Origin of the sequence: Nocardioides houyundeii, assembly GCF_002865585.1 — a bacterium.
Lineage (GTDB): Bacteria > Actinomycetota > Actinomycetes > Propionibacteriales > Nocardioidaceae > Nocardioides > Nocardioides houyundeii.
This window is the reverse complement of the sequence record NZ_CP025581.1, coordinates 599,495-613,343: the sequence shown is the minus strand read 5'-3', so window position 1 is coordinate 613,343 and position 13,849 is coordinate 599,495. Positions and strand designations below refer to the sequence as shown.

12 protein-coding genes are annotated in these 13,849 nt (G+C 70.9%); 1 reads left to right on the top strand and 11 read right to left on the bottom strand.

Features of this window, described 5'->3' with window-relative positions; genetic code table 11:
- Positions 1–107: 107 nt before the first annotated feature.
- Positions 108–1,472, bottom strand: coding sequence for a carboxypeptidase-like regulatory domain-containing protein (locus tag C0R66_RS03000; RefSeq protein WP_101523450.1), 1,365 nt, complete (start codon positions 1,470–1,472; stop codon positions 108–110).
- Between the two features lie 187 nt (positions 1,473–1,659).
- Positions 1,660–2,769 carry a homoserine O-acetyltransferase MetX gene (metX, locus tag C0R66_RS02995; RefSeq protein ID WP_101523449.1) on the bottom strand — a complete coding sequence of 370 codons (1,110 nt, stop codon included), beginning with the start codon at positions 2,767–2,769 and terminating at the stop codon, positions 1,660–1,662.
- Between the two features lie 45 nt (positions 2,770–2,814).
- Between metX and C0R66_RS02990 the strand changes: the two genes are divergently transcribed.
- On the top strand, positions 2,815–3,678 hold the full coding sequence (locus C0R66_RS02990) for a class I SAM-dependent methyltransferase (protein WP_101523448.1): 864 nt from the start codon (positions 2,815–2,817) through the stop codon (positions 3,676–3,678).
- Between the two features lie 12 nt (positions 3,679–3,690).
- Here the strand turns inward: C0R66_RS02990 and C0R66_RS02985 are convergent, their stop codons facing one another.
- From C0R66_RS02985 to C0R66_RS02945, 9 genes are all read right to left on the bottom strand, one after another.
- A complete protein-coding gene (locus C0R66_RS02985) occupies positions 3,691–5,343 on the bottom strand; it encodes a carboxypeptidase-like regulatory domain-containing protein (protein WP_158647859.1) in 1,653 nt (550 codons plus the stop codon).
- 208 nt (positions 5,344–5,551) lie between these two features.
- Entirely contained in the window at positions 5,552–7,168 is a 1,617-nt protein-coding gene (locus C0R66_RS02980; protein ID WP_158647858.1) for a carboxypeptidase-like regulatory domain-containing protein, read from the bottom strand.
- Between the two features lie 165 nt (positions 7,169–7,333).
- Complete coding sequence (locus C0R66_RS02975) at positions 7,334–8,620, bottom strand: O-acetylhomoserine aminocarboxypropyltransferase/cysteine synthase family protein (protein ID WP_101523445.1); 1,287 nt, start codon at positions 8,618–8,620, stop codon at positions 7,334–7,336.
- An 87-nt stretch (positions 8,621–8,707) separates the two neighbouring features.
- Positions 8,708–9,004, bottom strand: coding sequence for a DUF1416 domain-containing protein (locus C0R66_RS02970; protein ID WP_101523444.1), 297 nt, complete (start codon positions 9,002–9,004; stop codon positions 8,708–8,710).
- On the bottom strand, positions 9,004–9,852 hold the full coding sequence (locus tag C0R66_RS02965) for a sulfurtransferase (RefSeq protein WP_101523443.1): 849 nt from the start codon (positions 9,850–9,852) through the stop codon (positions 9,004–9,006). Before C0R66_RS02965 ends, C0R66_RS02970 begins: the two co-directional genes overlap by 1 nt.
- A 32-nt stretch (positions 9,853–9,884) precedes the next feature.
- Positions 9,885–10,331, bottom strand: a complete 447-nt coding sequence (locus C0R66_RS02960) for a DUF4395 domain-containing protein (RefSeq protein ID WP_101523442.1) — start codon at positions 10,329–10,331, stop codon at positions 9,885–9,887.
- Between the two features lie 264 nt (positions 10,332–10,595).
- Positions 10,596–11,054, bottom strand: a complete 459-nt coding sequence (locus C0R66_RS02955; RefSeq protein WP_101523441.1) for a thioredoxin family protein — start codon at positions 11,052–11,054, stop codon at positions 10,596–10,598.
- Between the two features lie 110 nt (positions 11,055–11,164).
- Complete coding sequence (locus tag C0R66_RS02950; RefSeq protein WP_101523440.1) at positions 11,165–13,342, bottom strand: carboxypeptidase-like regulatory domain-containing protein; 2,178 nt, start codon at positions 13,340–13,342, stop codon at positions 11,165–11,167.
- A 201-nt stretch (positions 13,343–13,543) separates the two neighbouring features.
- On the bottom strand, positions 13,544–13,846 hold the full coding sequence (locus tag C0R66_RS02945; protein WP_241901548.1) for a MoaD/ThiS family protein: 303 nt from the start codon (positions 13,844–13,846) through the stop codon (positions 13,544–13,546).
- Between the last annotated feature and the right edge of the window lie 3 nt (positions 13,847–13,849).

Here is a 13,849-nt window from a genome sequence, read left to right as displayed (position 1 = left end):
CGGCGGCAGGCAGCCGAACCCTGTGCACAGCCGCCGTGGCGGGAGTTGAAAGCCCGGTTTGTGGAGGCCAGCTGGTGTTCTGGCCTCCCTTCACGGGGTCAGCGGGATCAGGACACCGTCAGCGGACGGCTCACCACGACCGCCGGCGGTTGCCCGGCGCGGGTGTAGGTCACCCGGAGGGCGACCTTGGCACCCCGGTCCTGCCTCCCCACCCGGTAGAGCAGGCTGGTGGCGCCGCTGATCGGCGTACCGTTCCGGAGCCACTGCACCGAGATCGTGGCCCCCTTCACCGGGAACGGGACGCCGAGGAGGTAGTTGCCGACCCGGGGGCTGCCGATCACCACGGGAACCTGTGGCGGTGCGGGGCTCGGGGTCGGGGTCACCGTCGGGGTCGGGGTGACCGTTGGGGTGACGGTCGGAGTGACCGTTGGGGTCGGTGTGGAGGAGCTGCGGCTGAGGTCCATGTTGGCCACGGTGGTAACGCCCGCTGGCGCATACAACGGGGTGGACGGGGCACCGCAGTTGGTCTGGGAGTCCTGGTAGACCTCGGGCTGGAAGACGCCGGGCTCCAGCGGCTCGGCCCGCAGGTAGTAGTCGGCCCGAGGGATTGCGCCGCCCAACGAGGCAACTCCCAGGAAGGCGAAGTAGCCGGAGTCGTCCGTGGCCAGCGTCGGCGTCCCGAAGCAGTCACCCGCGTCGGTGAACTGGGAGAGCGACACTAAGGCCGGGATCGGCTGTCCCTCACCGGTGACCTGACCCGCGATGACCGGGACGTCCAGGTCCGCATCGAGGCCACTCACGCTCCCGTCGACCGGCACCTCGATATCGCCGCTGGGCAGCCGCACTGGGGCGGAGACCGGGTAGTCCCCGCCGACGTAGAGCCAGTAGGTGCCGGGTGCCACGGGCATCCTCCACTCGCCGTTGGCGTTGGTGAGGCTCGTCGAGTAGAAGCCAGCCACGCCCAGGCGGGTGCTGTAGCGGGCCGACTTGACCTGGGCCCCCCGCACCGGCTGGCCCCGCACCGTCAGCCGGCCGGCGAGATATGCGGGTCCGTCCTCGAGGTAGGAGTCGAACCGGGTCTCCCCGACAGGCACCGGGATCACGCTGGTCGAGGCGGCGAGGTCGACCTCGCCGTCGTTGAACTCGGGAATGTAGCCGGGGGCGACGAAGCCGAGCCGGTAGCCGCCGCCGGGTGTGTTTCCGGCGGCCAGCCCTTCGGCCCGGTAGTTGCCGGCCGCGTCGGCATGCACGGTGCGCACGGTGAAGTAGCCCCTGGCGCCGAACCCGTTGATGCTCACCTCCGCGCCCGCGATCGGGCCGTCGGGCCCGCTGACGGTGCCCACCAGGGTCGCGGTGGCGGGCTCTTCCTGGGCGACCGCGCCCACCGCCCAGGTCGAGAGCAGCAGCCCGAGGACCACCGCCACCGCGCCGAGGATCGAGGCCGTCCGGCGTACCGGTGTGCGTGTGTTCATCGGGACCTCCCGAGCTCACGCGGCGACACCCTTTCGGGTCGCCGCGCTTTTCACACTAGGACCGGCCACCCTCCCCCGATAGTCCAGAACAGGGGAGGTTCACGGGCCTGCAAACCCGCGTGGCGGGATGTGAAAGCACCATTCGCGTTGGCGTTTTGGTGCCCTCACATCCCGCCAGCAAGCCGGGTCAATCGAGGAAGGCTGCCACCCGCTCGTGGTAGCCGGGCGGCTCCAGCAGGAAGGAGTCGTGGCCGTGCGGAGAGGTGAGCTCGGCGAGGTCGACGTCGATCCCGCACTCGGTCAGGCACTCGGCCAGCCGCCGGGACTGGGCAGTGTCGAAACGCCAGTCGGAGTCGAAGGAGGTGACCTGGAAGCGGGTCCGGGCAGCCGCCAGCCGCTGGTGCGTCCACGGGTCGGCGAACGGGTCGAAGTAGTCGAGCAGCCGAGTCAGGTAGAGATAGCTCAGCGCGTCGAACCGGTCCAGGAAGGTCTCGCCCTGGTGCTGGAGGTAGTGCTCGACGGCGTAGTCCGGCGCCAGGGTCCAGTCATCGCCGATGCGGTCGCGGCGGTGCCCGAACTTGGTCTCCAGGGACTGGCCCGAGACGTATGTGATGTGGGCCATCATCCGGGCCACCTTCTGGCCCCGGCGCGGGGTCACCCCGTGCTCGACGTACCGCCCGCCGTGGAAGTCGGGATCATTCATGATGGCCTCGCGGGCAACCGCGGAGAAGGCGATGTTCTCCGGCGAGAGCCGCGACGAAGCGGCCACCAGCACCGCGCGCTCCACCTCCTCGGGTGCGTCGATGACCCACTGCAGGATCTGCATGCCGCCCAGCGAGCCGCCGACCCCGGCGTACAGCCGGCTCACGCCCAGGTGCGCCATCAGGCGCCGGTGCACCGCGACCAGGTCCGACATGTGCAGCAGCGGGAAGTCCAGGCAGTACGGCGACCCCGTCGCGGGGTCGATCGACTGCGGGCCGGTGGTGCCCGAGCAGCCGCCGAGCAGGTTGGGCGAGACCACGAAGAAGCGGTCGGTATCGACCGGCTTGCCGGGGCCGATCATGTTGTCCCACCACCCACGCTTCTTGGCGCCCAGGTGGAGGCCCGCGGCGTGGGCTTCGCCGGTCAAGGCATGGCAGACGAAGACCACGTTGTCGCGCGCCGGCGACAGTTCGCCGTAGGTCTCGTAGGCGACCTCGACGTGGTCGAGCCGGCCCCCTCCCCGCAGCACCAGCGGATCAGCCGTGCTGGCGAGCACGGCGCGTCGGGTCTCCACATAGCCCACCAAGCCGCTCACCGGACCAACCGTGCCACACGGTTCGACACCGCTAGGCTCCCGCCCATGGGGGCTGGGGAGATCCACTACTGCACCGTGTGTCGACAACTGGTCAAGAGGCCGTTCCGGCCCGGACCCAACGGTCGGCCCGGCGCCCGCTGCCCGCGCTGCCGCGGGCTGGAGCGCCACCGCTTCTTCGCGCTCCTGCTCGACCTGATCGGCCCACAGCTGACCCACGTCGAGACGGTGCTCGACATCGCCCCGACGCCCCAGTCCATCTCCTGCCTGTCGGCGCTCGAGCCCTCGCGCTACCTGCGGCTGGACCTCGGCCTGGACAACCGACTGGTCGACGCCCTGGGCGACATCACGCGGCTACCCGTCAGGGACGCCTGCGTGGACCTGCTCGTCTGCTACCACGTGCTCGAGCACGTGCCCGACGACCACGCGGCCATCGCCGAGCTGGCCCGGGTGCTCTCCCCCGGCGGCCTCGCCCTGGTGCAGGTGCCGATCCGCTTCGGCACCACCACCGACGAGGACCCCTCGGCTCCCGAGGCGGAGCGGGTCGTCCGCTTCGGGCAGGCCGACCACGTCCGCTACTACGGGGACGACTTCGAGGACCGGCTCACCCGGCACGGGCTCTCCTTCCACCGCATCCTGCCCGCGGACCTGCTCGGGCCGGCGCTGTGCGACTACCTCAAGGTCGAGCACGCGGAACCGGTCTGGGTGGTACGCCGCCGCCCCGCGCCGGTCGAGCCGCTCGCCTTCCCGGGGCTGATCAGCCTGCACGACGCGATGCTGACCCAGCTCGCCAACCGGACCCGCGAGCGCGACCGGGCCCGGCGCCGGGTCGAGGGCCAGCGGCCGCCGCGACCGCTCCAGGTCAGGATCGCGGACCGGGTGCGGGCCAGCGTCCGGGCCAGGCGTTCCTGAGCCCCTCAGGCCTCAACGGATCCGCAGCTCCTTGGTCGTGACCACGGAGACCGAGCCGTCGGCGCGGGTGTAGGTCAGTCGAGCCGACAGCAGCGTGCCGCGGTCCGCAACCTTGACCTGGTAGAGCACCCCGGTGGCGCCGGAGATCGGCGTACCGTCGCGCAGCCACTGCCGGGTCACCGTCGCGCCCGCCCTTGGCCAAGACAGGACAGCCAGCACCCCGCCGACCTTGGGGACCCCCAGCAGCACCGGCTGCGGGCCCGGGTTCGGCGACGGCGACTCAGTCGGGGAGACCGTCGGGCTGGGCGACTCGCTCGGGGTGACCGTCGGGCTGGGCGACTCGCTCGGTGACGGGGACTCGCTCGGGGTGACCGTCGGACTGGGCGACTCGCTCGGGGTCACCGTCGGGCTGGGCGACGGGGACGTCCCCACCCTGGCCAGGTCGAAGTCGATGACCAAGCCGTCCCGCGCCTCGATCGGGAGCGCGGGCGGGTCGCACCCGGGAGGCGCGTCGGGGTAGGCCTCACCCACGAAGAGGTCGGCGGCCTCCCCTCGCGGCACCGCCTGGACGTAGTAGGGCGTGGCTGCGGCGAGACCGTCCACCGCGTAGAACCCGGACGCGTCGACCGATCCGCCGTCCCCTGTGAACATGCAGCGGATCCCGGACCTGTCGCTTCTCACGAGGAAGAGTCCGACGTATGCCGGGATGGGCTCCCCGGCGCCGGTGACCCGACCCTGCAGGACGCCGCCCTGCAGATCCGCGTCCAGCCCCAGGACGTCACTCGTCGTGACGGTCACGCCGCCCCCCGAGTAGTCGCCTGGGGTTAGTGCGGTGTAGCCGGCGGTCTTGGCTTGGTACTGACCCGGCCAGACCGGGACGGACCACGTGCCGTCAGGCGCGGTCAACGCCTCCGCCACCTCCACGACCTCCGTGGAGGTCACTTGGCTCACCCGGATCCTGAGGCCGCGGAGCGGATCGCCGCGGTACGTGATCCGTCCCCCGATCCGCAGGGTGCCGCGGCCGATGACCGGGTCGAGGACGTTGTCGCCCTCGCCCAGCGCCAAGTCGGCGGCCTGGAAGACCTCCCTGGCGTCGGGGTGGAACTCGGTGAGGAAACCGGTCGCCTCGATGCGCACCCGGTGGATCCCAGGCTCCAGCCTGGGCACCCGGTAGCTCCCGTCGGCACCGGACACGCCACCTCCTCCCGTCGCGGACCAACGTCCGTCGATCAACCGGAACGCCACGACCCGCGCGCCGGCGACCGGTCCGTCGGGGCCCCGCACCGTCCCGGTCAGCGCGGCGTAGCGCACCAGCGTCGCGTCGATGACGGTCGGCCCGTCGACGAGCACGCCCGCACTGTCGGGTCCGAGGTCCAGGAAGTACGTGACGTGGGTGTTGCCGAAGAAATAGCCGTTGTAGCGCCCACCGACCACCTCCAGGGCGTAGCGGCCCTGCGCGTCCGTGGTCACCTCGTAGTCGGGCAGCTCGGGCTCCATACCGGTGAAGTAGAAGGTCATCCCCGCCACCGGCTGGCCGTCCGTGCCCGTCACGGTCCCCGTCACCGGGTACGTCGGCTCGTCGGCCTGCGCCGCCGCGGTCCGGTCCAGGGTGGAGACCATGAGCCCCAGCAGGGCCACGGTGAGCGTGAGGACTGCGGCGATCACTCGCCGATACCGGGCGGGCATTGGTGACGACATCGCAGGTCTCCCAGACTGTCGGCGCGCCAGCCCCTTCCGGGTCGACGCCTTCTCCACGCTAGCCCTGGGGCCTACGGCCTGATAGAGCCAGAATCGGGGACGTGTGAGCCGCGCCACAGGAAGCCGGACGGAGCGGGGCCGCACCTGTGCTCGGGCACGACCAGAACCCCCTCGATCACCGGATCCGCAGCTCCTTGGTCGTGACCACGGAGACCGAGCCGTCGGCGCGGGTGTAGGTCAGCCGAGCCGACAGCAGCGTGCCGCGATCCGCACCCTTGACCTGGTAGAGCACCCCGGTGGCGCCGGAGATCGGCGTACCGTCGCGCAGCCACTGCCGGGTCACCGTCGCGCCCGCCCTTGGCCAAGACAGGACGGCCAGCACCCCGCCGACCCTGGGGACCCCCAGCAGCACCGGCTGCGGCCCCGGGTCCGGCGACGGCGACTCAGTCGGGGTGACCGTCGGGCTCGGAGACACCGTCGGGCTCGGAGACACCGTCGGGCTGGGTGACTCACTGGGCGACTCGCTGGGGGTCACCGTCGGGCTGGGCGACGGCGACGTTCCCACCGGGGCCAGGTCGAAGTCGATCACCAGGCCGTCGCGGGCATCCACCGGGAGCGTGGGCGGGTCGCACCCGAGAGGGGCGTCGAGGTAGGCCTCACCCACGAAGAGGTCGGCTGCCTCCCGCCGCGGAAACGCGAAGATGTAGTAGGGCGGGGAGAGGAGGCCGTCCACCGCGTAGAAACCGGACGCATCGGTCCGCCCGCCGGTGGGGAAGCCGCAGATGAACCCGGTCCTGTTGGGCACCTTCACGAAGGCCCCGACGTCGGACGGGATGGGCTCCCCGGCGCCGGTGACCCGACCCTGCAGGACGCCGCCCTGCAGGTCCGCGTCCAGCCCCAGGACGTCACTGGTCGAGACGGTCACGCCGCCCCCCGAGTAGTCCCCGGGAGTCAACGCGGTGCCTCCGACGGTCTTGGCTTGGTACTGACCCGGCGAGACCGGGACGGACCAGGTGCCGTCGGGGGCGGTCAACGCCCCTGCCACCTCCTCGACCCCCGTGGAGGTCACGCGGCTCACCAGGATCGTGAGGCCGCGCAGCGGGTCGCCTCGGAAGGTGATGCGTCCCCCGATCCGGAAGGTGATGCCGGGGCTGAGTACCGGGTCCAGGAGGTTGTCGCCCTCCGCAAGCACGACGTCGTCGGCCTCCGAGACCTCCGTGGCGTCGGAGTGGAACTCGGTGACGAAACCGGTCGCCTCGATGCGCACCCGGTAGGTGCCGGGGTCGATCCTGTTGACCCGGTAGCTGCCGTCGGCACCGGAGACGCCGCTTTCCCCGAGGGACCAATACCCGTTGCTCAGCCGGTACGTCGTGACCCGCGCGCCAGCGACCGGACCGTCGGGGCCCCGCACCGTCCCGGTCAGCGCGGCGTAGCGCACCAGGGTGGCGTCGATGACGGTCGGTCCGTCGACGAGCACGCCCGCACTGTCGGGTCCGAGGTCCAGGAAGTACGTGAGGTGGGTGTTGCTCAGGAAATAGCCGTTGTAGCGCCCACCGGCCACCTCCAGGGCGTAGCGGCCCTGCGCGTCCGTGGTCACCTCGTAGTCGGGCTGCTCTGGCTCCATACCGGTGAAGTAGAACGTGATCCCCGCCAGCGGCTGGCCGTCCGTGCCGGCGACCGTGCCCGTCACCGGGTACGTCGGCTCCTCCACCTGCGCGACCGCGGCCCGGTCCAGGCTGGAGACGACGAGCCCCAGCAGCACCAGGGTGAGAGTGAGGACTCCGGCGATCATCCGCCGATAGCGTGCGGGCATTCGTGGCGACATCGCGGGACTCCCGGGACTCGACGCGCCAGCCCCTCTCGGGTTGACGCCTTCTTCACGCTAGCCCTGCGACCTACGGTCCGGTAGATCCAGAATCGGGGAAGTGTGACCCGAGCCACACGTTCCCGACGCCGCTCACTTCGACGCGGCCAGCGCCTGCTCCAGGTCGGCGATGATGTCCTCGACGTTCTCGATGCCGATCGAGAGCCGCACCATGTCCTCCGGCACGCCGGCCGCCTCCAGCTCGTCCGGCGTGAGCTGGCTGTGGGTGGTGGTGGCGTTGTGGATCGCCAGCGACTTGGCGTCACCGATGTTGGCCAGGTGGCTGAACAGCCCCAGCGACTCGATGAACGCCTTGCCGCCCTCGCGCCCGGACTTCAGACCGAAGCTCAGGATGCCGCCGTACCCCTTGCCGGTGAAGGTGCGGTCGGCGACCTCCTTGTAGGCGTTGGACTCCAGGCCCGGGTAGCTCACCCAGGACACCGCGTCGTGGCCCTCGAGGTACTGCGCGACAGCCAGCGCGTTCTCGCTGTGGCGCTCCATCCGCAGGTGCAGCGTCTCCAGGCCCTGGAGGAAGAGCCAGGAGTTCATCGGGGTGATCGCGGCGCCGGTGTTGCGCAGCAGCACCGTGCGGGCCCGGATGATGTAGGCCGCCGGTCCGGCAGCCTCGGTCCACACCGCGCCGTGGTACGCCGGGTCCGGCTTGGTCAGCCCCGGGAAGCGGTCGGAGTGCGCGGCCCAGTCGAACTTGCCGGAGTCCACGATGATGCCGCCGATGGAGGTGCCGTGGCCACCGATGTACTTGGTGGCCGAGTGCACCACGACGTCCGCGCCCTGCTCCAGGGCACGCACCAGGTACGGCGTCGGGGCAGTGTTGTCGATGATCAGCGGCAGTCCCTCGGCGTGCGCCGCCTCGGACCAGGCCGGGAGGTCGATGACGTTGATCTTGGGGTTGCCCACGGTCTCGCCGAAGACCAGCTTGGTCTTCTCGTCCACGTGCTTGGCCAGGTCCTCGGGCTTCTCCGGGTCCACGAACCGCACCTCGATGCCGAACTGCGGCAGGGTGTGGGCGAACAGCGCGTAGGTGCCGCCGTACAGGGTGGAGAGGGCGACGATGTTGTCGCCCGCATACGTCAGATTGAGCACCGCGTACGTCGTGGCCGCCGAGCCGGAGGCCGTCGCGAGCGCCCCCACGCCACCCTCGAGCTGGTTGACCCGGTCCTCGAAGACCGACTGGGTCGGGTTCATGATCCGGGTGTAGATGTTGCCCGGCTCGGCCAGGGAGAACAGGTTGGCCGCGTGCTCGGTGTCGTTGAAGACGTAGGACGTGGTCTGGTAGATCGGCACGGCGCGGGCGTTGGTGGCCGGGTCCGCCTCCTCCTGTCCGGCGTGGACGGCGAGGGTCTCGGGGCGGTAGGTCATGGGGACTCCTGCTCGGGTGGCGTGTCGGTGTGGATGCGGGAAGGGCCCCGCCCCCTGGAGGGCGGGGCCCAGCTCGAGACTGTCGTCTCAGACGGCGATGTCGACCTCGGCCACCGACCCGATCCGGGCGGTCACCTTGCGATCGACGGGCTCGGCCTTGGGCGCCAGCGTGCGCAGCGTCCACTCGCCCTCGCCGGCGAAGAACCGGAAGTGGCCCGTGACCGAGGTGGGGACCTCCGCGGTGAACTCGCCGGTCCGGTCCAGGAGCCGGACGTACGCCGACCCGACGGGCTCGCCGTCGCGGGTCACCTGACCCTGGATCACGGCCTCCTTGGCGACGTTGACGCCGTCGAGCGACAGGCCGCCCTCAACCGCGCCACACATCAGGCGACGCCCGGCTCGTCACCCAGGGCGACCGGCACGCCGACCAGGGAGCCGTACTCGGTCCAGGAGCCGTCGTAGTTCTTGACGTTCTGGAAGCCCAGCAGCTCGTGCAGCACGAACCAGGTCAGCGAGGAGCGCTCACCGATGCGGCACAGCGCGATGGTGTCCTTGGAGTCGTCGATGCCGACCTCGTCGTAGAGCTTGCGCAGGTCCTCGTCGGACTTGAAGGTGCCGTCGTCGTTGGCGTTCTTGCTCCACGGCACGTTGAGGCTGGTCGGGATGTGACCGGCGCGCTGGGCCTGCTCCTGCGGGAGGTGGGCCGGGGCCATCAGCCGACCGGCGTACTCGTCGGGGCTGCGCACGTCGATCAGGTTCTGCACGCCGATGGCGGCCACCGCGTCGTCGCGGAACGCGCGGATCGAGCGGTCCTGCTCGGTCGCGGTGTAGGTGGTCTTCTCGCGCGTCGGCACGGCGTCGGTCAGCTCGCGAGAGTCCAGCTCCCACTTCTTGCGGCCGCCGTCCATCAGCTTGACGTCGCGGTGGCCGTAGAGCTTGAAGTACCAGAAGGCGTAGGCGGCGAACCAGTTGTTGTTGCCGCCGTAGAGCACCACGGTGTCGTCGTTGCTCACGCCGCGCTCGGACAGCAGCGCCTCGAAGCCGGCCTTGTCGACGAAGTCGCGACGGACCTGGTCCTGGAGGTCGGTGGTCCAGTCCAGCTTGATCGCGTTGCGGATGTGGCCCTTGTCGTAGGCGGTGGTGTCCTCGTCGACCTCGATCAGGACGACGCCGGGGGTGTCGAGGTTGTCCTCGACCCACTGGGCAGTGACGAGCGAGTTCTCGCGGCTCATGGTGTTCTTCTCTCTATTCGGGTGGTGCGGAGTCAGTGGGAGGCGGCGGGGCGTCCGACGCCCGCGCGCCGGATCAGCAGGTAGAGCTCGCAGCCCAGGCAGAAGCCGAAGGCCGCGTTGAGCAGGGCCGCAGCCAGCGCGAAGCCGGTCGCGACCAGGCCGAGCAGGTCCAGACCGGTGCCGAACCCGACTAGGCCGAGGACCGCGAAGGCGAGCCCGACACCCTGGGCGAACCGCGGCGGCGCCGGGTCCTCGAGGTGGTCGGGCGCAGCGAGGCGGGGCTTGACCAGCGTGCGGAACAGCCACGAGTACGGCGTGTGGCTGATGCCGCGCAGGGCCCCGGTCGCGAAGACCAGCGCCTGCGCCGCGAGCAGCCCGGTCGCCCAGGGGCCGGGCGCGAGCAGCAGCACCACGGCGAGCACCACCGTGGTGAGGGCCGCAGCGAACTGCGGGCCGCGCGGATCGATCTGGTCGTTCATGAGGTCCTTTTTCAGTGCGTTGGCAATCCCGAGAGGGGTGCTGGTGCTACGCCGAGGCGGCCGACGCACTGGTCCGCCGATCGCGGACAGAGGGGTGGCGTCAGCCTCAGGACATTCGACACAGGGCTGAGTGGACGCGGCAGTGGTCCACTGCGCGTCGCTTCGTCAGCCAGGTCGAGCTCATGAGTACGAGAGTAGGGGCGGGGTGGCGTCGCACCCCAATCGCGTCCCACATTCCGGACGCATGGTCCATATGTTGGACAGTCACGGGAGCTGGGCCAGCGCCTGCAGCACCTGCTGCTTCGTCGGGGCCCCCGCCGCGCGGGTCACCTCGCGACCCTGCCCGTCGAGCACCAGGGTCGTCGGCGTGCGCAGCACCCCGAGCCGGCGCACCAGCTCCAGCTGCGACTCGGCGTCGACCTCCACGTGGGCCACGTCCGGGACCAGGGCCGAGACCTCCTCCAGGGTGCGTCGGGTCGCGCGGCACGGGGCGCAGAACGCGCTGGAGAACTGCAGCAACGTGCCCTTCGCCCCCAGCCGGTCGGCGTACTCGGTGCCGGTGAGGAGCGAGTACGCCGTCGGGGACTCGCTCTCGCGCTCCCCCGTCTCGCCGGCCTGGGGTGCGCGGGTGCCGCGGAAGCGCCCGTCGGTCCCGGCCCGCCAGAGCCCGAAGGCCACCGCGAGCACCACGGCGCCGAGGAGCACCCACTGTCCTGTCGTCACGTGAGCCCGAACACGGGGGTGGGCCGGGTCATTCCCCGGCCGACGCCACCCACACACGCCAGCAGGCCCCGACCCGGCGAACCGGATCGGGGCCTGCTGGGCAGGAGCGATCAGCGCTTGCGCTTGACCTTCTTCACGACGACGGCGTTGCCGACCTTGCCCTTGAAGGTGAAGGTGAACTCGACCTGGTGCTTGCCCTTGCCCTTCACCTTGGCGAGCGAGACCTTGCCCTTGCCGGCCTTGATCTTGGCCTTGCCGATCTTCTTGTACTTGATCGTGCCGTCGGCCTTCGTCCGCACGATCTCGCGGACGACGACCTTGCCCTTGATCTTCTTGGCCTTGACCTTCTCGGCCTTGACCGTGAAGGTGGCGGCACTGCCGGCCTTGATCTTGATCTTGGGCTGGCGCTTGAGCTTCTGGCTGGTCACCAGGGCGACGCCCTGGTGGGGCCCGTTCTCGGCGGAGACCCGCAGCACGACCTTCTCGCCGAACCAGCCCTTGGCGATGCGCAGGCGCTGCCCGGTGCCGACCACGGCGCCGTCGATGAGCCACTCGTAGCCGAAGGTGGTGTTGGCCGAGAGGGTCCAGACCCCCGGCTTGGCGCGCACGGTGCCGCCGACGTAGGGCTTGCCGCCGATCTCCGGCTTCTCGACCGCCTTGAGGCTGCCGGCCAGGGCCGCGTCGATCCCGGGGGTGGTCTGGCCGCCGGCCACGGTGATCGTCTTGGCGTCACCGATGTTGGTGCCGTTGCGGTACCACTCGGGCACGTGGATCTCGGTGACCTCGCCGCCGAGGAAGAAGCCCTGGTCGTAGAAGCGCGCCTTGTAGACCCCGGCGGGCAGGCTGCGCACGGCGTAGGTGCCGTCGAGCTTGACGCCCGTGCTGGCGACGGTGTCGCCGTCGGCGTTGACGAACTCGACCCCGGCGCGGGCGACCGAGAGGCCGTCCTCGCTGGACACGGCGCCGGCCACCCCGCCCATCAGGGGCAGCACGACGTCGGCACCGCTGGCCGTGGCACCCGCGGGCACCGTGACCGTCTTGGCCTTCTCGTAGCTGCGGGCCCCACCGTAGAAGGTGTCGATGCGGGCGAACTGACCCTCCTCGCGGCCACCCAGGTCGCTGACCGAGAGCTTGAAGGTGTCCTCGGACGAGCCCGACGCGGCCGGGTCGAGGTCACGGAAGGCGTAGACGCCCTGCCGGTTGGTGGCCGTCCAGGAGATCCGTCCAGCGTTCTTGGCCGAGGCGGGGGTGGTGTAAGCCGCGACGCTGGCGCCGATGACCGGGGCGCCGGAGGAGTCGGTGACCCGGCCGGTGAGGTCGACGGCGCTCGGGTCGAGCGGCGCCACCGGAGCCAGGGACGCGTCGGCAGCGATGGTCTGGTTGCGCGCGAGCGTCAGCTGCGGGGAGGAGGAGAACACCGTGGAGTCGCCGGCGTACTCGGTCAGGTACTCCTCCGCCGGGTCGCTGAAGGTCAGGCGGTAGTTGCCCGGGGCCAGACCCTCGATCGCGTAGCCGCCGTTGACGTCGGTGTAGTCGCTCTCGTCGTAGCTCGAGCTGGTGCTGCCGTCCGTCTCGACGCGGGTCGCGCTCACCCGCACCCGCTCCAGGGGAGCGTCACCCGTGCCCGTGACCCGGCCGGTGATGGCGCCACCGGTCGACAGGGCCAGGGCCCCCAGGCTGGTGCCGCCGGCGCCCTGCACCACCACGTCGGCCTCGGGCTCGGAGCCCTTGTCGTTGAAGTAGCCACCGCGGTAGTACTTCCCGCCGAAGGTGCCGCCGACGACCTCGACCTTGTAGCTGCCCGGCTCGGCGCCGATGCTGAACCCGCCCGAGGCGTCGGTGTAGTCGCTGCTCTCGGCGTACGTCGTCTGGTGCGTCGCCACCACCCGCACGTTGCGCAGCGGCTGGCCGCCCGCCGTGGTCACCACGCCCGACATCACCGGCGCGGCCGCCAGCACCACCGGCGCCAGCGCCGCGGGGCCGGAGACGAGGACGCCGTCCGCGGCCTCGAGCGAGGGCTTGTCGGTGTAGAACTCCGAGAGGTAGCCCTCGGCCCGGAACTCGAACTTGTAGGTCCCCGGCTCCACCGGGAGGTTGACCGTGCCGCCGGCGACCTGCTGCGCGCCGGCGAGCAGATAGCTCCCGGAGTCGCTGAGCCGGTAGGCGCGCGCCACACCGTCCACCGCGTTGCCGGCGGCGTCGGTCACCGTCGTGGTCACCCCGACCGGTGCGGCGGCGGCCGGCGAGGCCAGCCCCGTGGAGAGAAGCCCGGCCGCAAGTGCCGTCACCGCCCCTGCTGAAACCAGGCGACGTGTCCCCCGTCGCGCATCTTGCACCTTCACTCGCTCCACCTCTCGGCTCACATCTGTTCGAGCAGCCGGGAGCCACCTTGCATCCCCCGATTGCACTGGCGAGCGGGAGGCTACCCATTCTCGAGTGCCGCAAACGACAAAGCGCCCACCGCGGACAGCCCGGCGGAGAACGGGCGCTCAGCCCCCCGCGAAGGGCGGCAGGAACTCCACCGTCGCCCCGGGCTGGACCAGCAGCGTCCCCGGGTCCTGCCTGCCGACGGGGCGGTCGTCGACCAGCGCGGCGCACACGCCCAGCACCGCGGGCAGCCGGTCGGAGTCCGGGTGCAGCGCCACCGCCCGCTCACGCAGATCGGCCAGCGTCAGGGGTACGTCGGTCTCGACGACGTCGGCCTCCACCCCGGCCTCGTGGCGGGCGGCCGCCCAGTAGCGCAGTGTGATCCTGCCGATGCTTGGACACATCTGGGACTCATCGGGGCTCATGAC

Coding starts and splice junctions, on each gene's coding strand:
- C0R66_RS03000 (WP_101523450.1), bottom strand. CDS start 1,472: ATGAACACACGCACACCGGTACGCCGGACGGCCTCGATCCTCGGCGCG.
- C0R66_RS02990 (WP_101523448.1), top strand. CDS start 2,815: ATGGGGGCTGGGGAGATCCACTACTGCACCGTGTGTCGACAACTGGTC.
- C0R66_RS02980 (WP_158647858.1), bottom strand. CDS start 7,168: ATGATCGCCGGAGTCCTCACTCTCACCCTGGTGCTGCTGGGGCTCGTC.
- C0R66_RS02975 (WP_101523445.1), bottom strand. CDS start 8,620: ATGACCTACCGCCCCGAGACCCTCGCCGTCCACGCCGGACAGGAGGAG.
- C0R66_RS02970 (WP_101523444.1), bottom strand. CDS start 9,004: ATGTGTGGCGCGGTTGAGGGCGGCCTGTCGCTCGACGGCGTCAACGTC.
- C0R66_RS02965 (WP_101523443.1), bottom strand. CDS start 9,852: ATGAGCCGCGAGAACTCGCTCGTCACTGCCCAGTGGGTCGAGGACAAC.
- C0R66_RS02960 (WP_101523442.1), bottom strand. CDS start 10,331: ATGAACGACCAGATCGATCCGCGCGGCCCGCAGTTCGCTGCGGCCCTC.
- C0R66_RS02945 (WP_241901548.1), bottom strand. CDS start 13,846: ATGAGCCCCGATGAGTCCCAGATGTGTCCAAGCATCGGCAGGATCACA.